General features: G+C 71.5%; 24 protein-coding genes and 1 pseudogene. 9 read left to right on the top strand and 16 right to left on the bottom strand.

Annotated elements, in window-relative coordinates:
* Window positions 1-40 precede the first annotated feature (40 nt).
* Window positions 41-730: a class I SAM-dependent methyltransferase gene (locus CGL27_RS45980; protein WP_119993623.1), complete on the top strand. Its 690-nt coding sequence runs from the start codon at window positions 41-43 to the stop codon at window positions 728-730.
* Window positions 731-764: 34 nt separating this feature from the next.
* Entirely contained in the window at window positions 765-1,274 is a 510-nt protein-coding gene (locus tag CGL27_RS45985) for a DinB family protein (protein WP_119993625.1), read from the top strand.
* Between the two features lie 135 nt (window positions 1,275-1,409).
* On the opposite strand, the gene CGL27_RS45990 is transcribed toward CGL27_RS45985, so the two are convergent.
* Complete coding sequence (locus tag CGL27_RS45990; protein ID WP_078646119.1) at window positions 1,410-2,171, bottom strand: FCD domain-containing protein; 762 nt, start codon at window positions 2,169-2,171, stop codon at window positions 1,410-1,412.
* Between the two features lie 109 nt (window positions 2,172-2,280).
* Between CGL27_RS45990 and CGL27_RS45995 the strand changes: the two genes are divergently transcribed.
* Both CGL27_RS45995 and CGL27_RS46000 read left to right on the top strand, forming a co-directional pair.
* Complete coding sequence (locus CGL27_RS45995; protein WP_119993627.1) at window positions 2,281-3,126, top strand: carbon-nitrogen hydrolase family protein; 846 nt, start codon at window positions 2,281-2,283, stop codon at window positions 3,124-3,126.
* Window positions 3,120-4,292, top strand: a complete 1,173-nt coding sequence (locus tag CGL27_RS46000; protein WP_240450867.1) for an APC family permease — start codon at window positions 3,120-3,122, stop codon at window positions 4,290-4,292. The genes CGL27_RS45995 and CGL27_RS46000 overlap by 7 nt, the downstream gene beginning before the upstream one ends.
* Window positions 4,293-4,626: 334 nt before the next feature.
* Here CGL27_RS46000 and CGL27_RS46005 read toward each other — a convergent pair whose 3' ends face one another.
* The gene (locus CGL27_RS46005; protein WP_119993628.1) at window positions 4,627-5,493 is read right to left on the bottom strand and encodes an AraC family transcriptional regulator; all 867 of its coding nucleotides are present in this window, start codon (window positions 5,491-5,493) and stop codon (window positions 4,627-4,629) included.
* A 204-nt stretch (window positions 5,494-5,697) separates the two neighbouring features.
* Here CGL27_RS46005 and CGL27_RS46010 point away from each other — a divergent pair, with 204 nt between their 5' ends.
* Window positions 5,698-6,042, top strand: a complete 345-nt coding sequence (locus tag CGL27_RS46010; protein ID WP_119993630.1) for a hypothetical protein — start codon at window positions 5,698-5,700, stop codon at window positions 6,040-6,042.
* Here CGL27_RS46010 and CGL27_RS46015 read toward each other — a convergent pair.
* The 5 genes from CGL27_RS46015 to CGL27_RS46035 form a co-directional block, all read right to left on the bottom strand.
* Window positions 6,000-6,704 (bottom strand): pentapeptide repeat-containing protein, encoded by a 705-nt coding sequence (locus CGL27_RS46015; RefSeq protein ID WP_119993632.1) that lies wholly within the window; start codon window positions 6,702-6,704, stop codon window positions 6,000-6,002. The two genes, CGL27_RS46010 and CGL27_RS46015, sit on opposite strands and share 43 nt — an antisense overlap.
* Before the next feature lie 20 nt (window positions 6,705-6,724).
* Window positions 6,725-7,258, bottom strand: coding sequence for a DUF892 family protein (locus CGL27_RS46020; protein WP_119993634.1), 534 nt, complete (start codon window positions 7,256-7,258; stop codon window positions 6,725-6,727).
* A 193-nt stretch (window positions 7,259-7,451) separates the two neighbouring features.
* Window positions 7,452-9,602, bottom strand: a complete 2,151-nt coding sequence (locus CGL27_RS46025; protein WP_119993636.1) for a xanthine dehydrogenase family protein molybdopterin-binding subunit — start codon at window positions 9,600-9,602, stop codon at window positions 7,452-7,454.
* The gene (locus CGL27_RS46030; protein WP_119993638.1) at window positions 9,599-10,591 is read right to left on the bottom strand and encodes a xanthine dehydrogenase family protein subunit M; all 993 of its coding nucleotides are present in this window, start codon (window positions 10,589-10,591) and stop codon (window positions 9,599-9,601) included. Before CGL27_RS46030 ends, CGL27_RS46025 begins: the two co-directional genes overlap by 4 nt.
* Window positions 10,588-11,145 carry a 2Fe-2S iron-sulfur cluster-binding protein gene (locus CGL27_RS46035; protein ID WP_078647858.1) on the bottom strand — a complete coding sequence of 186 codons (558 nt, stop codon included), beginning with the start codon at window positions 11,143-11,145 and terminating at the stop codon, window positions 10,588-10,590. Before CGL27_RS46035 ends, CGL27_RS46030 begins: the two co-directional genes overlap by 4 nt.
* Before the next feature lie 231 nt (window positions 11,146-11,376).
* Here CGL27_RS46035 and CGL27_RS46040 point away from each other — a divergent pair, with 231 nt between their 5' ends.
* Window positions 11,377-11,988: a TetR/AcrR family transcriptional regulator gene (locus CGL27_RS46040; RefSeq protein ID WP_078646128.1), complete on the top strand. Its 612-nt coding sequence runs from the start codon at window positions 11,377-11,379 to the stop codon at window positions 11,986-11,988.
* Between the two features lie 66 nt (window positions 11,989-12,054).
* Here CGL27_RS46040 and CGL27_RS46045 read toward each other — a convergent pair whose 3' ends face one another.
* The 4 genes from CGL27_RS46045 to CGL27_RS46060 form a co-directional block, all read right to left on the bottom strand.
* Entirely contained in the window at window positions 12,055-13,077 is a 1,023-nt protein-coding gene (locus tag CGL27_RS46045; protein ID WP_119993639.1) for a Gfo/Idh/MocA family oxidoreductase, read from the bottom strand.
* On the bottom strand, window positions 13,074-14,078 hold the full coding sequence (locus tag CGL27_RS46050; RefSeq protein ID WP_078646130.1) for a Gfo/Idh/MocA family oxidoreductase: 1,005 nt from the start codon (window positions 14,076-14,078) through the stop codon (window positions 13,074-13,076). The genes CGL27_RS46045 and CGL27_RS46050 overlap by 4 nt, the downstream gene beginning before the upstream one ends.
* Before the next feature lie 113 nt (window positions 14,079-14,191).
* Window positions 14,192-14,968, bottom strand: a complete 777-nt coding sequence (locus tag CGL27_RS46055; protein ID WP_119993641.1) for an SDR family oxidoreductase — start codon at window positions 14,966-14,968, stop codon at window positions 14,192-14,194.
* 16 nt (window positions 14,969-14,984) lie between these two features.
* Entirely contained in the window at window positions 14,985-16,163 is a 1,179-nt protein-coding gene (locus CGL27_RS46060) for a phytanoyl-CoA dioxygenase family protein (RefSeq protein ID WP_119993643.1), read from the bottom strand.
* A 110-nt stretch (window positions 16,164-16,273) separates the two neighbouring features.
* On the opposite strand from CGL27_RS46060, the pseudogene CGL27_RS46065 reads away from it, so the two are divergent.
* The 3 genes and pseudogenes from CGL27_RS46065 to CGL27_RS46075 form a co-directional block, all read left to right on the top strand.
* A pseudogene (locus CGL27_RS46065) lies at window positions 16,274-16,579 on the top strand (LacI family DNA-binding transcriptional regulator); the annotation flags it as partial.
* Between the two features lie 188 nt (window positions 16,580-16,767).
* On the top strand, window positions 16,768-17,463 hold the full coding sequence (locus CGL27_RS46070; protein ID WP_119993645.1) for a DJ-1/PfpI family protein: 696 nt from the start codon (window positions 16,768-16,770) through the stop codon (window positions 17,461-17,463).
* 53 nt (window positions 17,464-17,516) lie between these two features.
* A complete protein-coding gene (locus tag CGL27_RS46075; RefSeq protein ID WP_119993647.1) occupies window positions 17,517-17,837 on the top strand; it encodes a hypothetical protein in 321 nt (106 codons plus the stop codon).
* A gap of 41 nt (window positions 17,838-17,878) precedes the next feature.
* Here the strand turns inward: CGL27_RS46075 and CGL27_RS46080 are convergent, their stop codons facing one another.
* The 5 genes from CGL27_RS46080 to CGL27_RS46100 are packed head-to-tail and all read right to left on the bottom strand — an operon-like array spanning window position 17,879 to window position 22,568.
* Window positions 17,879-18,595 (bottom strand): sulfite exporter TauE/SafE family protein, encoded by a 717-nt coding sequence (locus CGL27_RS46080; RefSeq protein ID WP_119993649.1) that lies wholly within the window; start codon window positions 18,593-18,595, stop codon window positions 17,879-17,881.
* Window positions 18,592-19,662 carry an ABC transporter ATP-binding protein gene (locus tag CGL27_RS46085; protein WP_119993650.1) on the bottom strand — a complete coding sequence of 357 codons (1,071 nt, stop codon included), beginning with the start codon at window positions 19,660-19,662 and terminating at the stop codon, window positions 18,592-18,594. Before CGL27_RS46085 ends, CGL27_RS46080 begins: the two co-directional genes overlap by 4 nt.
* Complete coding sequence (locus tag CGL27_RS46090) at window positions 19,655-20,668, bottom strand: ABC transporter ATP-binding protein (protein WP_119993652.1); 1,014 nt, start codon at window positions 20,666-20,668, stop codon at window positions 19,655-19,657. The genes CGL27_RS46085 and CGL27_RS46090 overlap by 8 nt, the downstream gene beginning before the upstream one ends.
* Window positions 20,665-21,624, bottom strand: a complete 960-nt coding sequence (locus CGL27_RS46095; RefSeq protein WP_119993654.1) for an ABC transporter permease — start codon at window positions 21,622-21,624, stop codon at window positions 20,665-20,667. The genes CGL27_RS46090 and CGL27_RS46095 overlap by 4 nt, the downstream gene beginning before the upstream one ends.
* A gap of 14 nt (window positions 21,625-21,638) precedes the next feature.
* Complete coding sequence (locus CGL27_RS46100) at window positions 21,639-22,568, bottom strand: ABC transporter permease (RefSeq protein ID WP_119993656.1); 930 nt, start codon at window positions 22,566-22,568, stop codon at window positions 21,639-21,641.
* Window position 22,569 lies beyond the last annotated feature (1 nt).

A 22,569-nucleotide genomic window follows, 5' to 3' on the forward strand; every position in this document is an offset into this window, starting at 1 on the left:
GATCACGCTCGGCACGCCGGCCGACGGAGGGGCGACTCAGATGGATTCCACGCAAGGCCGACGACTCACCACCCACGCCGGGGATCAGGGCACTGCGGACGCGGACGCCGAACAGTTCTGGGAGCGGCACTACGGCACCCGGCGTGCCTGGGACGCACATGTCAACCCGCTGCTCGCCGAGACCGCCGCACCGCTGCGCCCCGGTGCCGCCCTGGATCTGGGCTGCGGCCCCGGCGGCGACGCCATCTGGCTGGCCCAGCAGGGCTGGCACGTCACCGCCGTGGACATCTCCACCACGGCCGTCGAACGGGTGCGGGAGCGCGCCCGCGATCTCGGCGTCGCGGACCGGGTGGCCACCGAACAGCACGATCTGGCCAGCAGTTTCCCGGCCGGCCAGTTCGATCTGGTCTCCGCCCAGTACTTCCACACCCCGTTCTCGTTGCCCCGCAGCCGAGTCCTGCGCACCGCCGCAGGGGCGCTGCGCCCTGACGGTCTCCTGCTGATCGTCGATCACGGCTCCACCGCGCCCTGGTCGTGGAACCAGGACCCCGACATCCACTACCCCACGCCCACCGAGATCGCCGCCGAACTTGATCTCGACCCCGCGCACTGGTCCGTGCTGCGCGCCGAGATGCCCGGCCGCCAGGCCACCGGACCCGCTGGTGAGACCGCCACCGTCATCGACAACGTCCTGCTCGTCCAGCGGCGCGACCGCCGAATGGCCGCCTGAACCACCCGACTTCACGACGCAGGAGAGTGACTCGATGCAAGGAAACAGTGCCCAGCGATCCCGGGCCCGGGTGAAGGACACCGGCCCTCCGGCGACCGGCCCCGATGAGAAGGCCACCCTGCGGGCCTTCCTCGACTATCTGCGGAACTCGGTCGCGGACAAGGTCGCGGGCGTACCGGAACCGCAGGTCCGAACGGGCGGAGTGCCCTCGGGCACCAGCCTTCTCGGACTGCTCAAGCATCTGGCGTTCGTCGAGCGGTTCTACTTCCTCGGTGAGGATGCCGGCGACTGGCCCGCGACCATGCGGCCGTCCGCACAGGACACCATCGACGGCGTGCTCGCCGACTACCGCAAGACCGTCGAGCGGGCGAACCGGGTCATCGACGCCTGCCCCGATCTGGCTCTCCCCGCTCCGCGAGCCCCGCGCCGGGGCGCGGCGCCGTCGATGCGCTGGGTCCTGGTGCACATGATCGAGGAGACCGGCCGGCACGCCGGCCACGCCGACATCCTCCGCGAGCGGATCGACGGATTCACCGGCCGCTGACACCGGCTACCGCCAAGGAGGACCGATCTCACAGCCCAGCAGCCGCGGCCAGGTGCTGAAGATCCTCCGCGGCTGACCGGGGCGGCGTCTGACGCACCACTCGGGGGGCGACTTCCGGCGAGGGCGGCGCCGGTGTCAGCCGTCGGCGCCCCGCTCGGCGGTGTCCGCGAGGCCGACGTACATCGAGTGGTGGAGCTCCGCGACATGGTCCCGGAGGAGGCCGGCCGCCAAGGTGGCGTCCTGCGCGCCGAGCGCGGCCCGGATGGCCTTGTGCTGCTCGTTGCTGCTGCGGAGGTAGTCCATCGGGTACGGCAGGAAGTACGCGTACAGCTCTCCGGTGACCCGCTGGTACATCCCCAGGGCGGCGGACAGCCCGGCGCCCTCGGCGAGGGCCAGATGGAACCGCTGGTCGCTGGCGTGGAACTCGGCCCAGCTCTCGGCCGCGTCCATCTCCCGGATGCATTGATCGAGCCGGTCGAGCCCGGTCCGATCGAGCCGCTCGGCGGCCAGATGCGCGAAACCGGACTCCAGCACGATGCGCTCGTCGATCAGCCGGTGGACCCGTTCGCTGTCCTCCCGGTACGCGGCGACCTGTGCCACGGTGCGGCGGCGGGGCCGCTCCGCGATGAAGGTGCCGCCCGTGCGCCCCGGGCGCCGCTCGACCACGCCTTCGCGCTCCAGGGTGCCGAAGGCCCGGCGGACGGTGATCTCGCCGACTCCGAGCGCTGCCGCCGTGGCCCGGACGTTGGGCAGCCGCTCGCCGGGCGCCAGCAGGCCCAGGTCGACCGCCAGGGAGATCCGGGCCCGAACGGTGTCGACGGCGCTGGTGCGGCGGATCGCGGCGAGGGCGCTGCTGGTCAGGGCGCTCGGTGCGCCGGACGGTTCCTGGATCGCCATGCCCTCAGCGTAGGGGCCTCGTGGCCTCCTCACGGCCTGCGGACGAGGGCCGCCGCTTTGCGGAACCGTGACCTCCGGGGGTTTACCTGATCAAAGTGAGCATGTTTTCATGGCTCGCATTCACCCCTGGACGCCCACTCCAAAGGCACTGATGAAGATCTCCGGACTGCAGACGGCGGGAACGCCCGGCGACGTCGACGCCAACCTCCACGAACTGGACGCGGCGTGCCGCCGGGCCCGCGCCGAAGGCGCCGAACTGCTGATCACCACCGAGCTGTTCGTCACCGGCTACGACATCGGCGACGCCGTCCGGGACCTGGCCCGCACCGACCTGCTGTCACCGGCCGGGGAAATCGCCGCCTCCCACGGCATCGCGCTCGTCCTCGGGGCGCCCGAGTACGACTCCGGCGCCTGCTACAACAGCGCCTTCTTCATCGACCCGGCCGGAGCGGTCCTCGCCCGGCACCGCAAGAACCATCTCTTCGGCGAACTCGACCGCAGGTACTTCACCCCGGGCGACCGGCCCGCCCCCGTCATCGACTACGAGGGCGTCCGGATCGCGATGCTGATCTGCTACGACGTGGAGTTCCCCGAGAACGTGCGGGCCGCCGCCCTCGCCGGCGCGGACCTCGTCGCGGTCCCGACCGCCCAGATGCAACCGTACGAGTTCATCGCCGAGCACCTGCTGAGGGTGCGCGCCTGGGAGAACCAGATCTACATCGCCTACGTCAACCATGACGGCGACGAGGGTTCACTGCGCTACGTCGGCCGCAGCTCCATCGTGAGCCCGTCGGCGACCGTGCTGGACAGCGTCGAACACGGCAACCGGCTGCTCTTCGCGACCGTGGACCCACACACGGTCCGGCAAGCGCGCAAGGCCAATCCGTACCTGGCCGACCTCCGGCCAGACCTCTTCACCCCGTCCGCCCGCGCCACCAAGGACCAGTCATGCTGACCGACTCCGACGCGCACGCGTCCTCCACCCGGCAACCGGCACAAGCGAATCTGTCGGGGCGGCTCGGCACCGGTGCCATCGTCTTCATGGTGATCGCCGCCGCCGCGCCCCTGACGGTGGTCGGCGGCAATGTCCCGCTCGCCATCGCGGGCGGCCCCGGCGCCGGAGCTCCCGTCGGCTTCGCCCTCGCCTCGCTGGTTCTGCTGGTGTTCGCGGTCGGCTTCGTCACCATGACGCCCCACGTTCCGCAGGCCGGCGCCTTCTACGCCTACGCCACCCGTGGCCTGGGGGACCGCGTCGGAGTGGGCACGGCCGCCGTCGCGCTCGTCGCGTACACGGCGATCCAGGTCGGCGTCTACGGCTACCTGGGCTGGGCCGTCAACGATGTCCTGCACACCTTCGGCGGGCCCACCCTGCCCTGGTGGGTATGGGCGCTCGCGGCCCTGGGCGTCGTGGCCCTCCTCGGCTACCGCCATATCGACCTCAGCTCCAAGGTCCTCGGCGTCGCACTCGTCCTGGAGATCGTGGTGGTGCTGGTCCTGGACGCGGGGATCTTCGCCCGGGGCGGCGCCCACGGTGTCAACGTCGAGTCGTTCACCCCGGATGCGGCGCTCTCCGGACCGCTGGGCGTGGCCGTGCTGTTCGCGATCACCGGATTCATCGGTTTCGAGGCCACCGCCGTCTTCCGGGACGAGGCCCGTGACCCGGAGCGGACCATCCCCCGGGCCACTTACCTCGCCGTCCTGATCATCGGCGGCTTCTACACGCTGTCCTGCTGGGCGCTGGTCCTGGCGGCGGGCACCGATGACGCCCCGGCCGTGGCCCAGAAGACCCTGGACAGCCAGGGCAACATGCTCATGGACACCGCCCAGACCTACGTCGGCACCGCGCTGCGGGACGTGATGCAGGTACTGCTGCTCAGCAGCCTCTTCGCCTGCGTGCTGTCCTTCCACAACGTCATCGCCCGCTACACCTTCACCCTCGCTCGCCAGGACCTCCTCCCCGCACGGCTGGGCGTCGTCCCCCGCGCCACCACTCGCCGTCCGTCTCCTCGGTCGTCCAGACCGTCACCGCGCTGGTCCTGGTCGTCGCCTGCGCCGTCATCGGACTGGATCCGCTGGTGGGTGTCTTCGGCTCCATGGCGGGGTTGGCGACGGTGGGCATGATCCTGCTCATGCTCATCACGTCCGTCGCCGTGGTCGCCTTCTTCGCGCGCAACGCCCAGCTCTCCGCGGGCAGGCCCTGGCAGACCCGGATCGCCCCGCTGCTGGCCGTGGCCGGACTGCTGACCGCGCTGTGGCTGGTGTTCTCCAACTTCACCCTCGTCACCGGTGGTGGCGTGGGCGTGAGCATCGTCCTCGGCGTCATCCCCTTCCTCGCGCTCATCGCCGGCCTGGTCCGAGGGGCTCACGGCCCGCGGGGCGTAGCTGAGACGCGGGCTCCGCCCGGCCGTCCAGGGGACGCGGCTCCGCCCGGCCGTCGTGACGGCCGGGCGGAGTGTCAGACCGCGGTCCGCTCCACGGGGATCCACAGCTCCGCGTCCGCCCGCGCCGCGTCCTGCGACAGCCGGGTGCGCAGAATCTCCGGCCCCGGCCTGCTCTGGTACGGGTTGGACGGGAACCACTGGGTGAAGACGTCCCGCCACAGGTGCTGGAGCGCCTGCGGGAACGGCCCGGAGTTCTCGAAGACGGCCCATGTTCCCGCCGGGACGACGAGCTCGTCCAGGTCCTCGGGGGCGGCGGCTCCGGTCACCACCGCGTGGTAGTAGTCGAGTTCGGTGCCCTCCGCCCGGCTCGGGTCGAGGTTGTCGCTCACTCCCAGGATCCCCTCCGGCTCCTGATCGGACAGGGCGGTGATCCGCCCGATCGTCTCCTGGCCGATACCTCGGATGAACTCCGCGATCCGCGGATTCACCCCCTCATGGACGAGCGGGACCCGGACCTTCTTGCCGACCACATGGAATCGCTCCTTCTCCACGACCCGGTATCGCATGCTGCTGCTCCCTTCGACAATGAGGCGGAAGGACATCCGCGGCTGGGAGCGCAGTACGGCACCTGCCCGCCGGGCGTCGCCCGGCCCCACACCGTGCATGGCCCGGAACGCACGCGCGAACGCCTCGCCCGAGCCGTAGCCGTAGCGCACCGCGATCTCCAGGAGCGTCCGCTCCCCGGCGAGCACCTCGGCCCCCGCGATGGTGAGCCTCCTGCGCCGGATGTACTCCGACAGCGGGATCCCCGCCAGCGCGGAGAACAGCCGGCGGAAGTGGTACTCCGACGTCACCGCGATCCGCGCCAACTCGGCCGTCTCGATCCGCTGATCGAGATGCGACTCGATGTGTTCCAGGGCCTTGTTCAGCCGCTCCAGCACCTCGGTCTCCTTCCCTGACGCCCCTCACGTTAGGAAGTCCGCACCCTGCCGGACCCGACATTCCGTGCCCGCTCCGGTCGGGTGTGCCGGATCGCCCTGTACGCCCGTTCGGTCACCGTTTCATCACAACGGTCACCCGGCTCTCCCGCCCCGCCGCCCCGGCGCCGCATGATGCACCCCACCATCGACGCCCCTGGGAGACAAATGCGCACCCGTACCCTGGAAGCCGCGGCCGTCATCGCCATCACCCTGCTGCTGACCGGCTGTTCCAGCGGTGGTGACGCGGGCGACAAGCGCAACCCGAGCGGCACCCCGGCCGCCGCCGAGAAGGCCGATATCACCCAGCGCTGTGTCGATGCCATCGCCGACCGCGCCGCCGCCCACAAGGGCGGAGCGGTCCGCTCCCACCCCGTCCCCGGACCGTGCGCCCGGCTGTCGGACGCCGACTATCTGGACGCCTACATGGCAGGTCTCGAACAGGCGCACCGTGTCGCGCAGAAGGCGTCTCAGGGCGAATCCGGCAAGGCGGCCGACGGCGCGGCGAACTGACCCGCCGCCCGGGACTTCGCCCGGCTCAGATGGTCGGCGCAGGAATCCCGTGCGCTCGACCGCGAGCCGTCCGGGCACAGGACGTTCTCCCAGCTCGTCGTCGAGATATCGGCCTCCCGCAGCCGTGCGCCGCGGAGATCGGAGTCGGACACCGTGGCTCCGCCCAGATCGGCGCCGCTCAGGTCCGCTTCGATGAGGCCGACATGGGTGAGGGACGCCGCCCGCAGATCCGCGCCGTCCAGCTGTGCGCGATCGAAGCTGACGTCGGTGAGCAGGCCCTTGCCGAGCTTGGCCCCGCTCAGATCGGCGCCGCGCAGGTCGACCTGCGAGAGGGTGGCGGAGGTGAGGTCGGCCCGGCGGAGGTCGGCGTTGCGCAGGTCGACGTTTTCCAGGGAGACACCGGCCAGCCGCGCTTCGTAGAGGTTGCCGCGGCGCAGGTTCGCCTCGGACACCAGCCCGGTCAGTGTGGAGCGTTCGAGGTTGACGCACCGCATCTTCTTCTGCCACAGGTCGCCACCGGAGACGGTGCGGCTGGAGAGATCCTTGCCCGAACGGCCGGAGCAGCTCCGGCCATGCTTGTCTTCCCCGCACCCGACGAGCAGGGCCGACGACAGGACGGTCGCGATGACGCAGGAGAGCGGACGGGGCCAACGCGTGGTCACGGGCCGACCCGCCACGGCTGTCAGACGCCGATCAGGTCCACCAGATCGTCGGCATGCTCCTCCTCTTCCTCCAGGATCGACTCCATCAGCCGGCGGGTGGTCGGGTCGTGATCGCCCAGCCAGCGGATGATCTCCTGATAGCTGGCGATCACGATGCGCTCGGCGAGCAGATTGTGCTCCAGCATCGCCTTCAGGTCGTTGTCGGGCGGTGTGGTGTAGCCGGTGTGGGCGCGCTGGGCCAGCGAGGCGGGGTCGAAGTCGGGGTCGGCGCCGAGCTGGGAGACGCGTTGGGCGGCGCGCAGCGCGTGCTGCATCTCCTCCTTCGCGTGCTCGGTGAACTCCGAGGAGACTTGGGCGCGGTCGATCCCGCTGGCGGAGATGGCGTGGCGGGTGTAGCGCAGCCAGCACACCACCTCGGTCGCGATGACGTCATTGAGGATGCCGATGACCCGGTCCTTGTCCAGACCGTAGGTGTCCGTCACCGGTCCGGCCGCCATCTTCCGGCGGGCCTCGTCGCGGATCTTGGTCACGTCCAGCACGAAGTCGTCGCTCATCGGTGCCCTCTCTGCTCTCCTCGGGTTGGGCGAGTGTTCCCCGCGGGGCCCGGAGGGCATCGGGCAGAGCGTCAAGATGACTGGATCGCCGCACAGCGCCAGCCGATCGGCGGTATCCGGGCGGTGTACGCGCCCGTGAGTTCGGCGCCGGCCAGGCCGTGGGCCCGGCCGGCGCCGATCATTCGATGGCGGGTCAGCCACCGTGGCCGGGCTCCGGCACGCTCGTCCCCGCCGACAGGACCCGGTCCGGGCGGATCGGCAGGTTGCGGTGGCGGACGCCGGTGGCGTGCCACACCGCGTTGGCGATGGCCGCCGCGGCTCCCACGATGCCGATCTCACCGACGCCCTTGATGCCGACCGGGTCGTCCGGGTCCGGGTCGTCCACCCAGTCCGCCTCGATGAGCGGCACATCGGCGTTCGCGGCGAAGTGATAGCCCGCGAGGTCCGGTCCGACATGGCCGCCCGAGGCCCGGTCCCGGACCGCCTCCTCGTGCAGGGCCATCGAAATGCCCCAGGTCATCCCGCCGACGAGCTGGTTGCGCGCGGTCAGGGGGTTGACGATCCGGCCCGCCGCGAAGATCCCGAGCATCCGCCGCACCCGGACCTCTCCGCTGGTGACGTCCACGGCCACCTCGGCGAACTGCGCTCCGAAGGAGTGCCGTTCCTTCTTGGAGAGGGCGCCGATCGCCTCGGAGGTGTCGGACCGCGCGGTGATTCCCTCGGGCGGGATGTCGCCGCCCAGGGCCAGCCGCTCGCGCAGCTCGCGCACCGCGATCGACACCGCCCATGCCCAGGAGCGCATGCCCATCGAGCCACCGGCGATCATCGCCGGACCGAGGTCGCTGTCCGCCATGACCACCCGGACGCGGTCCGGATCCACGGCCAGCGCGTCCGCGGCGACCAGGGCGATGCCGGTCCGGGCGCCGGTCCCGATGTCCGCCGCGTTGATGCGCACGGTGAACGTGCCGTCCGCCTCCGCCGTCACGCCCGCCGTGGACGGGCCGGCCCCGGAGTGGAAGCTGGCCGCCGCCATACCCGTTCCGAGCAGCCACCGTCCCTCGCGGCGCAGCCCCGGACGAGGATCCCGGTCCGCCCAGCCGAACCGGCGGGCACCCTCCTCGTAGCAGGCGACCAGATTGCGGCTGCTGAACGGCAGGCCGGAGACGGGGCCCCGGTCGGGTTCATTGCGGACGCGCAGCGCGATCGGGTCGATGCCGGATGCCTCGGCGAGTTCGTCGAGCGCGCACTCCAGCGCGAACGAGCCAGGTGCCTCGCCGGGCGCGCGCATGAAGGTCGGGGTCGGCACATCGAGCCGTACGACCCGGTCGCTGGTGTGGTGCGCGTCGGCGTCGTACATCACGCGCCCCACCGTGGCGCTGCGCTCGATGAACTCGTGCACGGTCGAGGTGACGCACTCGGACCGGTGGTCGAGCGCGCGCAGCCGCCCCGACGTGTCGGCGCCGAGCCGGACGCGCTGCGCGGTGGGGCTGCGATAGCCGATGGTCGAGAACATCTGGCGGCGGGTCATGACGACGCGGACCGGACGGTCGAGGATGGTCGCGGCCATGGCGGCGGCCACCTGGTGCGGGCGGACCGTCTTGGAGCCGAAGCCGCCGCCGACGTGCTCGGACCGCACGCGCACCGACTCCGCGTCGAGGGAGAAGATCTGCGCGAGCTCACCGGCCACGTACGTGGTGCCCTGATTGGAGTCGAGGACCTCGAGCCGGCCGCCGTCCCAATGGGCCGTCGCCGCGTGCGGCTCCATGGGGTTGTGGTGCTCTTCCGGGGTGGTGTACTCGGCGTCCACGACGAAGGTGGAGGCGGCGAGTTCGGCCTCGATGTCGCCCTTCGTCGTCTCCGCCGCCCCGAACGGCGAGTCCTCGGGGGTGTACACATCGGGGTGTCCGGCGAAGAAGTCGATGTCGTGCGACTCCTGGTCGTACTGGACCACCAGCGCTTCCGCGGCCTCCCGGGCCTGCTCGGGCCGCTCGGCGACGACCAGCGCCACCGGCCAGCCCCGGAAGGGGACACGGTCGTGCTGGAAGACCCCGATGATCGGGTCGGGCGGCCCGATCATGCCCATGTAGTCCAGGTTGACGCGCGGGGCGTTCTCATGGTGGAGGACAGCGAGGACACCGGGCATGGCGAGGACGGAGTCGGCCTCGACCGAGCGGACCCGGCCGCGGGCGATGGTGGACAACACCAGCCAGCCGTGGGCGAGTTCGGGCAGTGGGATGTCGCCCGAGTAGCGGGCCGCCCCGGTGACCTTTTCCCGGCCCTCGATGCGGGTGCGCGCGGTTCCGAGGGCCCCCGTCGTCGTGGTGGTTCCGGTCGTCGTGGTCATCGGGCGGCCTCCTCGGCGAGTTCGGTCAGCAGGGCCACGACGAGGTTGCGCATCAGCGGCACCTTGTATCCGTTGTGGGGCAGTGCCTCGGCGGCGGCCAGCTCCGCGTCCGCGGCGGCGGCGAACGCCTCGGCGGTCGCCGGGCCCCCGGTCAGTGCCCGCTCGGCCTCCAGCGCCCGCCACGGCCGGGAGGCGACCGCTCCGAAGGCGAGGCGGACCTCGTGGACGACGCCGTCCCGGATGTCGAGGGCGGCGGCGATCGAGCCGATCGCGAAGGCGTAGGAGGCGCGCTCGCGGACCTTGCGGTAGCGGGAGTGGGCGGCGACCGGGGCCGGGGGCAGGGTGACGCCGGTGATCAGCGCGCCGGAGGGCAGCGCCGTCTCCAGGTGCGGGGTGTCGCCCACGGGCAGATAGAAGTCCGCGAGCGGCAACTCGCCCGGCCCGTCGGCGGTTTCGTACCGTACGACGGCGTCGAAGGCGGCGAGCGCGACTCCCATGTCCGAGGGGTGGGTGGCCACGCAGTGCCCGGAGGCGCCGAGGATCGCGTGGTTGTGGTGCTCACCCTCGATGGCCGGGCAGCCGCTGCCGGGCAGGCGCTTGTTGCAGGGCCCCGCCGCATCGGTGAAGTAGCCGCAGCGGGTGCGCTGGAGGAGATTCCCGCCGACGGTGGCCATGTTGCGCAGCTGCCCGGACGCACCGGCCAGGACGGCCTGCGCGAGGGCCGGGTAGCGGCGCCGTACCTCGGGGTGGGCGGCGAGATCGCTGTTGGTGACGGTGGCCCCGATGAGCAGACCGCCGTCCGGCGTCACCTCGACGCGGTCCAGGGGCAGTTCGCGTACGTCGACGAGGCGTCCGGGCCGCTCGATGCCGGTCTTCATCAGATCGACCAGATTGGTGCCGCCGCCGAGGAACCGTGCGTCGGGATCGGCGCCGAGTACGGCGATCGCCTCGGAGACGTCGAGGACGCGCTGGTAGCCGAACTCCTTCATGCGACGGCCTCCTCGGTTCCGGTCGCCTGCACCTCGGCCGCCTGCGCGACCGCCTGCACGATCGACACATAGGCGCCGCAGCGGCACAGGTTGCCGCTCATCCGTTCCCGGATCTCATCGGCGGTCAGTGGTGGGGGCCCCGCTTCGGGGCGGACATCGGCGGTGACGGCGCTCGGCCAGCCCGCCGCGTGTTCCTCGATCACGGCGAGGGCGGAACAGATCTGCCCCGGGGTGCAGTAGCCGCACTGGTAGCCGTCGAGGTCGAGGAACGCCTGCTGCACCGGATGCAGCCGGTCGCCGTCGGCCACCCCCTCGATCGTGGTGACGTCGCGGCCCTCGGCCGCCACCGCGAGCTGCAGACAGGAGACGGTCCGGCGGCCGTCGAGCAGTACCGTGCAGGCCCCGCACTGGCCCTGGTCGCAGCCCTTCTTGGTCCCGGTGAGGTCGAGATGCTCACGCAGGGCGTCGAGCAGGGTGGTGCGGTGGTCGACGGGCAGCGTGTACTTCTCGCCGTTGATGTTCAGCGTGATGACGCTGGACGTCGATGGGGCCATGATCAGCCTTCTTTCGCGGGTGTGGGGCGCGTCGAAGTCGTCCAATGAGGAGGTCCTGGGGGATGGGGATGCGTGAGAATGTCGGTCGGCGCTCGGTTCCGGCCATCCCCACGGGCCGTTTCAGCCGGTAAGGTGGACCTAAGCGGACACCTGTCCGCTATGCATGAAACTTAGCGGACAGCTGTCCGGTGGGCAAGGTCGGCGCTACGGCGGTGTCCGGAAGGAGGACGAGTGCGGGCAGAGAAGGACGCGCGTCTGCGCTCGGACGCGCAAGCGAACCGCGAGCGCATCCTGGAAGTGGCGCTGGCGGAGCTGACCCGCTCGGCGGATGTCCCGCTGAGCACCATCGCGAAGAAGGCGGGCGTCGGACAGGGCACGCTGTACCGCAATTTCCCCAGCCGCGAGGCCCTCGTGCTGGAGATCTACCGCCACGAGATGCTGCAGGTCGCGGACATCGCGGCCGAGCTGCTCCGTACCCGCGCGCCCGATGAGGCGCTGCGGGAGTGGATGGGGCACCTGGCCCGGTTCGCCATGGCCAAGGCCGGTCTGGCCGACGCGCTGCACAAGGCCCTCAGCAGCGCCTGCGGCCAGAAGAAACCGGGACACGGCCAGATGACCGAGGCCGTCACGCTTCTGCTGAAGGCGAACGAGGAGGTCGGCACGATCCGCCCGGACGTGACCACCGACGACTTCCTGCTCGCCATCTCCGGTCTGTGGCAGATCAGTCCCGATGACGAGGGGCCGGTGCGCGCCAGACGGCTTCTGGATCTGGTCATGGACGGATTGCGCGTGGGCGCGCCCGCGGCGGCCCGGCCGGGGTCGACGGCCGACACGGCGAGCTGAGCCGGCGGCCGGGGGCACGGTCGCCGGCGGGGGCACGCCGGCGACCGTGCCCCCGTGCGTGCGGGCTCAGCCCGAGGCAGGAAGCGCGGTGCGGGGCCGGGGCGGGAACCCGGCGGTGCGGTAGCACGCGTCGATCAGGGACATGGTGGTGAGCGCGTCCTCCGCGTCCAGCGGAAGCGGTGTGCCATGCCGCAGGTGAGCGGCGTACGCCTCCAGCTGGTAGGTGTACGACGAGCGCTTGCCCAGCTCCTCGGTCCGCTCACCCGCGGCCGTGCGCACCAGGACGCGGTCGTCCAGATGAGGCTGGACGAAGTTCACGGCCGTGGCCTCGCCCCGCGAGCCGACGACCCGGCAGCTTATCCGCCAGTCCCCGTATGCCATATGGCAGCGGGCGGATCCGGTGGCGCCGCCCGGGAAGGCCAGTTCCGCGTCCAGCCACTCGTCGACATCCGGTGCGCCCTGCCGTGCGCCGCCGCGGGCGGTGACCAGATGCGGGGGACCACCGGCCCAGGGCGCGAGCGTGGCTTGCGCGTGCAGGCTGTAGCAGCCCAGGTCCATGAGGGCGCCCCCGGCCAGGGGGAGGGACCAGCGGGGGTCGGACCCGGGCGGAGCGGGCATGGCGACCATCGTCTCGACGTGCCGCAGCTCCCCGAGCTCCCCGGAGCCCAGCAGTTCGTGGAGGCGGCGGGTGACGGGGTGGAAGAGGTAGTGGAAGCCCTCCATGAAGACGGTGCCCGCCTTGGCGGCGGCGTCGCGGACCTCGGTGGCCTCCTCGGCGTTGCTCGCCGAGGGCTTCTCGGTCAGGACGTGCTTGCCCGCGGCGAGGGCGGCGAGGTTCCACGGGCCGTGCAGGCTGTTGGCCAGCGGGTTGTACACGACCTCCACCTCGGGGTCGTCGATCACCTCGGCGTAGGAGGCAAGGACGCGCTCGACGCCGTGCTCGGCGGCGAAGGCATCGGCCCGGTCGCGGGTGCGGGCGGCCACCGCGACGAGGCGGTGGCCGCCCGCACGGGCGGGGCCCACGAGGGAGAGCCCGGAGATCCGGGCGGCGCCCAGGATCCCGATGCGCAGCGGCTCGGCTGTCGTCATGCCTTCCGTACCTCTTCCATGCTCACGGGGCGGTGCTCGTGCAGGGACAGCGTGCATGCCTCGGCGATCCAGCCGGCCTCGACGGCGTCGGCGACGGTGCAGGGGGAGGGCCGCAGCCCCGCCGCGACCTCGGTGAAGGCGGTGAGCTCGGCCCGGTAGGCGGTGGCGAAGCGGTCCATGAAGAAGTGGTGCGGGGTGCCGCCCGGGAAGGTGGCGCCCGGTTCGGCGGAGCGCAGCGGCAGCTTGTCCTCCAGGCCCGCGGCGATGCTGTCCGTCATGCCGTGGAGCTCCAGGCGGGCGTCGTAACCGCGCGGATTGTGGCGGGTGTTGGAGACCACGGCAAGGGTGCCGTCGTCGAGGGTGAGGAGGGCGGAGGCGGTGTCCACGTCTCCGGCGGCCGCGATGTATTCGGCGCCGCGGTTGGCCCCCGTCGCGTAGACCTCGGTGACCTCGCGGCCGGTGACCCACCGGATGGTGTCGAAGTCGTGCACGGAGCAGTCGCGGAAGATGCCGCCGGAGACGGCCACATAGGCGGCGGGCGGCGGCTCGGGGTCCAAGGTGGTGGAGCGCACCGTGGTCAGCGGCCCCAGCTCACCGCTGACCACCGCCTTCCGCGCCGCCACATACCCGGGGTCGAAGCGCCGGTTGTAACCGATGTGGACCTCCACGCCACTGTCCTTCACCGCGCGGAGGACCTCGAGGCTCTCCTCGATCGTGCGCGCCACCGGCTTCTCGCAGAAGACCGGTACGCCCGCCCGTACGGCGGCGAGGATGAGCTCGGGGTGGGCGTCGGTCGCCGCGGCGATCACGACGCCGTCCACACCGGCGGCGAGCAGGGCCTCCGGCGAGGCGACCGCCCGGGCGCCGAATCGCTCGGCGGCGGTGGTGGCGGCTGCGGCGACCGGGTCGGTGACCACGAGGGAGTCCACCGCGTCGAGCGTGGACAGGGTCTTGGCGTGGAAGGCGCCGATGCGGCCCAGGCCCATGATGCCGATACGCATGGGGAGTTGTGCCCTTTCTGACGGTGCGGGTGGTGAGGGTGCGGCTTCTGGCGGTGCGGTCTCTGGCGGTGTGGCTTGTGAGGGTGCGGTCTCTGTCCGTGCCCCGCGGCGGGTCAGCCGAGTCCGCCGACGACGATCTGGTCCCAGTCGATGACCGAGCCGGTGACGACGCCGCTGCGGTCGGAGAGCAGGAGGACGACGAAATCGGCGATCTCGTCGACCTGGCCGAGCTTGCCCATCGGCTGGGCGCGGGCCGCCTCCTCGCGCCAGTCGTCGTCGGCGCCGTGGAAGGCGCGCTGGACGGCGTCCTCGCCCTCGGTCTCGGTCCAGCCGAGGTTGAGGCCGTTGATACGGACGCGGTCCCAGCGGTGCGCGTGCGCGGCGTTGCGGGTCAGGCCCGCGAGCCCGGCCTTCGCGGCGGAGTACGGCGCCAGGAACGGATATCCGCCGTGCGCGCAGTTGGAGATGATGTTGACGATGGTGCCCGGAGCCTTCCTGGCCACCATGTCGGCGACGGCGGCCTGCATGGCGAAGAACGGGGCGCGCAGATTGATCGAGATATGCGCGTCGAAGAGCTCGGGGGTGGTGTCCAGCAGTGTCCCGCGGGAGGTGAGCCCGGCGGAGTTGACCAGGCAGTCGATCCTGCCGTGGGCCGCCACCACCTCCGCCACGCTGCCCCGTGCCTGCGCGGGATCGGCCAGATCGGCGCGGAGGAAGGAGGCGGTGGCCCCCTGGGCGGTGAGTTCCCCGGCCAGCGGCTCGCCGATGTCGGGGCGGCGTCCGGTGAAGGCGACCGTGGCCCCTTCGCGGGCGGCGGCGCGGACGATACCGGCGCCGACTCCCTGGCTGCCTCCGTTGACCAGGACGATCTTGCCCTGTAGCAGTCCCATGAGCGGTCCGTCTCCTTCAGCTCTCGCGGCGCTCGGCGCCGGCCCGCAGTTGGGCGCGCAGGGTGTCCGGGGTCCAGTCCTGCTCCAGGGCGCGCCGGACGATGTCGGCCTGGGAGTCCGGGGCGAGGCCGCCGACGGGCGGGTCGAGGTCGAGGTTGGTGGGGAAGGGGTAGCCCTCGGCGCAGGCCGCGACGACGTTGTGCAGCCAGTCCTCGGAGGCGCCTTCCGCCTTGCGCTGCCGCAGCACGGGGAAGACGGAGTCGACGACCGCCGCGCGGTCGACGGTCTCCATGGCGCGGCCGAAGGCGGAGGAGATCTGCAGCAGGTTCGCCATCCGCTGGATATCCGTGGAGCGATTGTGCCCGGCGGCGTGGAAGAGCGCGGGGTTGAAGAAGACGGCGTCGCCCGCCTCCAGCGGCAGTTGGACATGGTGCTCGGCGAAGTAGGCCATGAACTCCGGGCGGCGCCAGGCCAGGTAGCCGGGCTCGTACGCTTGCGAGTACGGCAGGTAGAGCGTCGGGCCGGACTCGACGGGCATGGCGCAGTGGGCGACCGCGCCCTGCAGGGTCAGCACGGGGGAGAGCCGGTGGACATGGGCCGGATAGGCCGCGGCCCGCGCCTCGGAGAGGAAGCCGAGGTGATAGTCACGGTGCACGCTCTGCGCCGCGCCGCCCGGGTTGACCTGGTTGATCTGTGAGGTGAGCTGGTAGCCGGGGCCCAGCCAGGCGGTGGCCACCAGGGCGAGGAGGTCGTTGGCGTAGTAGTCCGCGAAGACCTCCGGCGCTCCCAGGGCCAGCTTCTCCAGCGCGTTCCAGACCCGGTCGTTGGTGCCGGGCTTGGCGAAGTGGTCACCGCGGGCGGAGCCCGCCGCCCGCTCCTCCTCGATCAGCGTCGTGAACGCCTCGGTGGCCCGGTCGAGGACCGACGGGTCGGGGAAGGCGCCCTTGAACACCACGATGCCGGGGCCGTCCAGCAGGGCGTCCACCAGTTCCGCCTGCGCTTCCCGGCGGCCGGGCGCCGTGGCGGCCCGGGCGCGCAGGCGGTCGCCGTCGTAGACGGGGACGTGTCGCACCACGGCGTCGGCGCCGGGGTGGTCGCCGGGGTCGGTGGTCCGCTCGACCAGGGCGCGGAAGGCGTCGAGAGTGCAGTCGGCCTCACTGAGCCAGACATGAGACCTCGGAGCGACGAGGGACATGATGCTTTCCGGTCCTTCCGGTGGGCTGCGGCTTTCTGTCAGTGTTGTGATCAGCCAGGCATCGGGCAATCCTCAGCAGTCCATCAAAAACCCATCATGGAGGCGCGCCGATGTCCCATCCGTATCCGATCCGGGAGATCGCCCGGCAGGCGGGCCTGAGCGGGGCCACCGTCGACCGGGTTCTGAACAACCGGGGCGGCGTGCGCGAGAGCACCATCCGGGAGGTCCACCAGGCGATCAAGGACCTGGACCGGCAGCGGACCCAGGTCCGTATCGGCGGCCGCACCTTCGTGATCGACATCGTGATGCAGGCGCCGGAGCGCTTCTCCCTGGCGGTCCGCGCCGCCCTGGAGGCGGAGCTGCCGGCGCTGCGCCCCGCGGTGATGCGCTCGCGCTTCCACTTCCGCGAGACAGGACAGGTCGTCACGCCGTACAACGTGCCGCCCGACCTGGTCTGAGGCGCCTGCCTGCGGCGTCCTCCGGTCCGCTTGGCGATATTCCGTTGAACCATGTCGCTCGTGCCACTGGGAGCCGTTTCCGCCCTCGCCTAGCGTCGGGACAAGGCTAGACAGACTGGCCATCACCGCATGTGAGGGAACATTTCATGCTCGCCCAGATTGTCCTGTTCGACGGCTTCGACCTCCTCGATGTGCTCGCCCCCTACGAAGTGCTGCACGCCGGTGGCATGGCTGCCGGGGGAGCGCTGCGCGCCGAGCTGGTGTCCGCCGAGGGGCCGCGTGAGGTGGTGAGCGGGGTCGGCGGTGTGCCGCTGCGCGCCACGGCCGCCCTGGATCCCGCGACGGCGGACCTGGTGGTGGTCCCCGGCGCGGCCGGCCGGGTCGGAGAACCCGGCGAGGTCCCCGATCTCGACGCGGACGCGGACGCGGGCGAGTGGCGGGAGCACGAATTCATCCCCGTAACTCTGGGCCGCGCCGTGAACACCGGCCTGCCGGGGCTGCTGAAGACGGCCATGGACCGTCCGGAGGCGACCGTCGCCACGGTGTGCGGCGGCTCGCTCGTCCTGGCCATGGCCGGTCTGCTGGAGGGCCGCTGGGCCACCACCCACCACATGGGCCTGGACATGCTGGACGCCACCGGTGTCAACGTGGTCAGGGCCCGTGTCGTCGACGACGGCGACCTCGTGACCGGTGCCGGTGTCACCTCCGGGCTCGATCTGGGCCTGTACCTGCTGGAGCGCGAACTGGGGCCGCGGATCGCCCACGCCGTCGAGGAGCTGTTCGCCTACGAGCGCCGTGGCACCCCCTGGCGCCACCACGGGCCGTCGCCCGTCGCCCTGTGACCACACCGCCCCAGCGCAATCCCCCCCGACCCACGGTAAGGAACCACACCACCATGTCCGTTGAAGGCACCTGGGATCTGACCATCTCCACCCCCATCGGCCGGATCAAGGCCGTGGCCGAATTCCGCGACGAGGACGGCACGTTGACCGGTGCGGCCCACGGCGCGGGGGAGGAGGTGCCGCTGGCCGATGTGGCACTCGAGGGTGACCGGCTCAGCTGGCGGCAGGCCATCACCAAGCCCATGCGGCTGAACCTCGCGTTCACGATGACGGTCGACGGCGCGACGATGACCGGTACCTCCAAGGCCGGGCGGCTGCCCTCCTCCAAGGTGACCGGAGAGCGCCGGGCCGTCCCCGTGGCAGCGGAGGGCTGAGGCTCCCCGAGTCCGGGGCAGTAGCGGAGGTGCGGCCCGGCTCAGACGAACTGCTGGATGACCAGCACGGTCGCGCTCGCCACCGCGAGCACCATGGCGACACCCCTGGTGCGCCGCATGTCCAGTCTGCTCGACAGCGGGCGGGCGAGCAGCACCCCGATCGCCGCGGCAGGGGCGAGCAGGGCCGTGTGCCACAGGCTGTACGTGTGCACCGCTCCGGTCGCCGCCAGGATGGCCAGGCTCATCACGGAACCGGCCAGAAAGAACCCGCTCATCGTGGCGCGCAGTCGCGGCCCGCTCAGGCGCTGCCAGACCATGGCCATCGGCGGCCCTCCGATGGAGGTCGCCGTGCCCATCAGCCCCGACATCAGGCCCGCCAGCAGCACCGCACGCCGTCGCGGCGCCGGAACGAAGCCGCGCACGCTCACCGCGACGCCCGCGAGGACGACCACGGCGACGAGGAGGGCGAGTTGCCGGGCGGGCAGCACGGCGACCAGCGCCGCGCCGCCCACCGCGCCCGGCACCCGCCCGGCCAGCGCCCACCCCGCGCCTCGCAGGTCCAGGTGGCCGCCCTCCAGCACCAGGACCGCGGCCGTGACCCCGGTGGCGAGCAGCAGAACCACCACCGGGGTGAGCGAAGGGTCGAATATCGCGATCACCGGGGCGGCCAGCAGGCCGAGCCCGAAGCCGATGGAGACCTGGAACAGCGCCCCGACCGCCACCGTGATGAAGAGCAGGGTGAACTCCGGCGGGCTCATGCTTCCGTCGGCCCGGTGCCCAGCGGGAAGTGACACAGGCCCTCGTGCGGCTCCCGCCCGAGGCCGGGGTCCGCCGTGCCGTCACGGGTGACGACCGGAGGAGCGAGCTCGGCGCACCGGGCCTCGCTCTTCCAGCAGCGGGTGCGGAACCGGCAGCCCGACGGGATGTCGTACGGGGAAGGGATCTCCCCGCGCAACTGGATCTCGTCGTCGTCCTGGGCCTGCCCGGAGACGTCGAGTGTGGGCGCGGCGGACATCAGGGCGGCGGTGTAGGGATGCAGGGGGCGGTCGAAGACGTCCTCGGTGGGGCCGTGTTCGATGACCTTGCCCAGATACATCACGGTCACCCGGTCGGAGACATGCCGGACCACGGACAGGTCATGGGAGATGAAGACGTAGGAGACACCGAGCCGTTCCCGCAGCTCGGAGAGGACATTGAGCACTTGGGCCTGCACCGACAGGTCCAGTGCGGACACGGGCTCGTCGCACACGATGAGGTCGGGGTCGAGGGCCAGCGCGCGGGCGATGCCGATGCGCTGCCGCTGCCCGCCGGAGAACTCGTTCGGGTAGCGGTGGGCGTCGCTCTCCCGCAGTCCGACCAGCGACAGCAGCTCACGGACCCGTCGCTCCCGCGCCTGTGCCGTGGGCACGATGTCGCGGTGGGTGCGCCACGGCTCGCCGATGAGATCGGCCGCGGACATCCGGGCGTTGAGCGAGGCGAAGGGGTCCTGGAACACCATCTGCACCCGGCGCCGCCAGGCCAGCAGCTCCTTGCCCTTGAGGCTGAACGGATCGGTGCCGTTGAAGCGCACCGTCCCCGAGTCCGGCCGCTCCAGCCCGAGCACCACTCTGGCCAGGGTCGACTTGCCGCATCCGGACTCGCCCACCAGTCCGAGGGTCTCCCCGCGCTCGACCCGCACATCGACTCCGTCCAGCGCGGTCAGGCGCCGACGGCCATGGCCGAACGACTTGGTCACACCGCGGACTTCGAGCAGTGGCGGGGGAGTGGCCGTGCCATCGGCCCGCGGGCCCGCGGCCGTGGTGTCGGTGAGGGGCGTCTCAGGCACGGTCGAGCTCCTCGGAGAAGTGGCAGGCGGCCGAGCGTGAGGGCCCGACGGAGATCAGCCGAGGGCGTTCCCGGGCGCAGCGCTCCTCGGCCAGCGGGCATCGGGCTTGGAAGACGCATCCGGACGGGACCGCGCTGAGCTCGGGCGGGCTCCCCGGTACGGCGGGCAACGGGCCGCCCCTGACGGCGTGTTCGGGAACCGAGTCGAGCAAGCCCTTGGTGTACGGGTGGCGGGGGCGGGAGAAGACCTCCGCCACCGGGCCGGTCTCCACCACATTGCCCGCGTACATCACCACGACATCGTCCGCGCGCTGGGCGACCACCGCCAGATCGTGGGTGATCAGCACGAGTGCCATGTCCCGCTCGGTCTGCAGATCCCGCAGCAGCCGCATGATCTGCGCCTGCACGGTGACATCGAGCGCGGTCGTGGGCTCGTCGGCGATCAGCACATCGGGGTCCAGCGCCACGGCCATCGCGATCAGCAGCCGCTGGCGCATACCGCCGGAGAACTGATGCGGATACGCACGGGCCCGCAGCCGCGGCTCGGGGATACCGACGCGGGTCATCAGCTCGACCGCCTTCTCCCGGGCATCGCGCCGCGGCAGCCCGCGATGGATCCGGAACGGCTCGGCGAGTTGCCTGCCGACCGGCTGTACGGGGTTGAGCGCGGTCAGCGCGTCCTGGAAGACGATCGACAGCACGGGACCGGCGAGCTTTCTGCGCCCAGCCTGGCCCAACCGCAGCACATCGGTGCCGGACACCCGCACGGATCCGCCCGTCACCTCGGCCGTCGGGTCGAGCAGCCCGACGATGGACAGCGCGGTCATCGACTTCCCGCAGCCGGACTCGCCCAGCAGCGCCAGCGTGCGCCCCTTGCGCACGCTGAAGCCGACGCCGTTCACGGCACGGAGGGTGCCGGAGGGCGTCCGCAGGTCGACGCAGAGCCCCTCGACCTCGAGTGCGGGATCGCCGGTCGCGGCGGGCGCGGGCAGGGTGGAGGGCTTCACGCGATCATCTCCGAGGGGACAGCGGCGCGGTTGCCGCGCCGCTTCCGGGGCAGCGTCAGCCGCCAGCGCTGGGCGGGGTCGGTGGCCAGGCGGACCCAGGCGGCGAGCACCGTGGCGGACACCGTGGTGAGCACGATCGCGAAGCCCGGCAGCACGGCGATCCACCAGGCCGTCTGAAGGTACTGGCGCCCTTGGGCCACCATCAGCCCCCAGCTCACATCGGGGGGCTGGATGCCGATGCCGAGGAAGCTCAAGGACGACTCGGTCAGCATGACGAAGCAGAAGTCGAGCGTGGCGACGGTGAGCAGCGTGGGCAGCGCGATCGGCAGAATGTGCCGGTAGATGATGTTCCGGCTCGGTGTGCCGAAGGTCCGGGCCGCGTCGACGAACAGACGGCTTCTGAGCTCGGCCGACTCCGCGCGGGCGGTGCGCAGATAGACCGGGACGCGCGCGATGGCGAGGATCAGCACGATGTTCATCGCGCTGGGCGCGAAGACATACAGCACGACGACCGCGATCAGCAGGGACGGGAAGCTGAGGATGACATCGGCGACACGCATCGCCACGTTCTCGCGCATGCCTCCGTGGTATCCGGCCCACAGCCCCAGCGCCGAGCCGATCAGCAGCGAGCACAGCACCGCGGGCACCGCGATGGACAGCGTCGTCCCGGCGGCGTCCACCAGCCGGGCCAGCACGCTGCGTCCCAGCACATCGGTGCCCAGCAGCCCGTAGAAGCCGTGGTCGAGGGAGGGCGGGCGCAGCGAGGCGCGGAGGTCCTGCCGTACGGCCCGGTCCCCGATGAACAGCCGGCCGAACAGCGCGATCAGGAACACCACGGCGAGGACGACGGCCGCGACGGCGGCGCCCCGGTCCCTGCCGAGCAGCAGCCACCAGCGGGGCGGTCGGGTGCGTGCCGGGGTGGCCTCGTCGGAGGGACGGCCGGCGGGGTCGGTCATGGTGGCTCCTTCGCTCACGCCGGCACCGCCTGGCGCACTCGGGGGTCGATCAGGGCGTGGCAGACGTCGACGAGGATGTTCAGCGCGAAGATCGTCACCGCCGTGATCAGAACGGCGGCCTGCAACACCGCGAAGTCACGCTGCAGAATCGAGTCGATCATGAGCTTGCCGATCCCGGGCCAGCCGAAGATCGTTTCCACGATCACCGCGCCGTTGACCAGACCGACGGTGAGATCCCCGGCGACGGTCAGCACGGGCGTGATGGAGTTGCGCAGGGCATGCCCGAACACCACGCGCTTGGGGTCGGCTCCCTTGCTGCGCGCGACCTTGACGTAGGGCGCGGACAGCGCGCCGACCATGCTGCCGCGCACCACCTGCACCAGCACGCCGAACGGACGGATCAGCAGGGTGGCGATGGGCAGTACCCAGATCTCGGGGCCGCCCAGGGTGCCGGAGGTCGGCAGCCAGCCCAGACCCACGCCGAAGACCAGCACACCCATGATCGCGAACCAGAAGTCGGGGATGCTGGCGGCGGTCATCGACAGCAGACCGGCGATCCGGTCGATGAGCGAGTTGGGCCGGTAGGCGGCGAGGCTTCCGACCAGCAGTGCCCCGAGAATCGCCAGGAGCATGGTCATCCCGGCGAGTTGGAGCGTGACGGGGAACGCCTTGAGCACCATCGAACCGGCCGACTCGCCCGTGCGCAGCGAGGTGCCGAAGTCGAGTTGCGCGGCATTGGCGAGGTAGTCCCACAGCTGCACCGGAATGGAGTCGTCGAAGCCGTGGGCGGCGGAGAATTCCGCCCGCTGCTGGGCAGTCGCGCTCAGCGGGAGGTAGAGATCGACGGGGCTGCCGGTCAGGCGGGCCAGGCAGAACACGCCCAGCACCACGAACACCAGCGGGATCGCGCTGGAGACGATGCGCTTGCGCAGGAAGGACGTCATG

Origin of the sequence: Streptomyces sp. 11-1-2, assembly GCF_003595545.1 — a bacterium.
Taxonomy (GTDB): domain Bacteria; phylum Actinomycetota; class Actinomycetes; order Streptomycetales; family Streptomycetaceae; genus Streptomyces; species Streptomyces hygroscopicus_B.

Excerpts from the sequence above, each read along its gene's own strand:
- CGL27_RS45980 (WP_119993623.1), top strand. The coding sequence starts at position 41 with ATGGATTCCACGCAAGGCCGACGACTCACCACCCACGCCGGGGATCAG.
- CGL27_RS45985 (WP_119993625.1), top strand. The coding sequence starts at position 765 with ATGCAAGGAAACAGTGCCCAGCGATCCCGGGCCCGGGTGAAGGACACC.
- CGL27_RS45990 (WP_078646119.1), bottom strand. The coding sequence starts at position 2,171 with ATGGCGATCCAGGAACCGTCCGGCGCACCGAGCGCCCTGACCAGCAGC.
- CGL27_RS45995 (WP_119993627.1), top strand. The coding sequence starts at position 2,281 with ATGGCTCGCATTCACCCCTGGACGCCCACTCCAAAGGCACTGATGAAG.
- CGL27_RS46000 (WP_240450867.1), top strand. The coding sequence starts at position 3,120 with ATGCTGACCGACTCCGACGCGCACGCGTCCTCCACCCGGCAACCGGCA.
- CGL27_RS46010 (WP_119993630.1), top strand. The coding sequence starts at position 5,698 with ATGCGCACCCGTACCCTGGAAGCCGCGGCCGTCATCGCCATCACCCTG.
- CGL27_RS46020 (WP_119993634.1), bottom strand. The coding sequence starts at position 7,258 with ATGAGCGACGACTTCGTGCTGGACGTGACCAAGATCCGCGACGAGGCC.
- CGL27_RS46025 (WP_119993636.1), bottom strand. The coding sequence starts at position 9,602 with ATGACCACGACGACCGGAACCACCACGACGACGGGGGCCCTCGGAACC.
- CGL27_RS46030 (WP_119993638.1), bottom strand. The coding sequence starts at position 10,591 with ATGAAGGAGTTCGGCTACCAGCGCGTCCTCGACGTCTCCGAGGCGATC.
- CGL27_RS46035 (WP_078647858.1), bottom strand. The coding sequence starts at position 11,145 with ATGGCCCCATCGACGTCCAGCGTCATCACGCTGAACATCAACGGCGAG.
- CGL27_RS46045 (WP_119993639.1), bottom strand. The coding sequence starts at position 13,077 with ATGACGACAGCCGAGCCGCTGCGCATCGGGATCCTGGGCGCCGCCCGG.
- CGL27_RS46050 (WP_078646130.1), bottom strand. The coding sequence starts at position 14,078 with ATGCGTATCGGCATCATGGGCCTGGGCCGCATCGGCGCCTTCCACGCC.
- CGL27_RS46055 (WP_119993641.1), bottom strand. The coding sequence starts at position 14,968 with ATGGGACTGCTACAGGGCAAGATCGTCCTGGTCAACGGAGGCAGCCAG.
- CGL27_RS46060 (WP_119993643.1), bottom strand. The coding sequence starts at position 16,163 with ATGTCCCTCGTCGCTCCGAGGTCTCATGTCTGGCTCAGTGAGGCCGAC.
- CGL27_RS46070 (WP_119993645.1), top strand. The coding sequence starts at position 16,768 with ATGCTCGCCCAGATTGTCCTGTTCGACGGCTTCGACCTCCTCGATGTG.
- CGL27_RS46075 (WP_119993647.1), top strand. The coding sequence starts at position 17,517 with ATGTCCGTTGAAGGCACCTGGGATCTGACCATCTCCACCCCCATCGGC.
- CGL27_RS46080 (WP_119993649.1), bottom strand. The coding sequence starts at position 18,595 with ATGAGCCCGCCGGAGTTCACCCTGCTCTTCATCACGGTGGCGGTCGGG.
- CGL27_RS46095 (WP_119993654.1), bottom strand. The coding sequence starts at position 21,624 with ATGACCGACCCCGCCGGCCGTCCCTCCGACGAGGCCACCCCGGCACGC.
- CGL27_RS46100 (WP_119993656.1), bottom strand. The coding sequence starts at position 22,568 with ATGACGTCCTTCCTGCGCAAGCGCATCGTCTCCAGCGCGATCCCGCTG.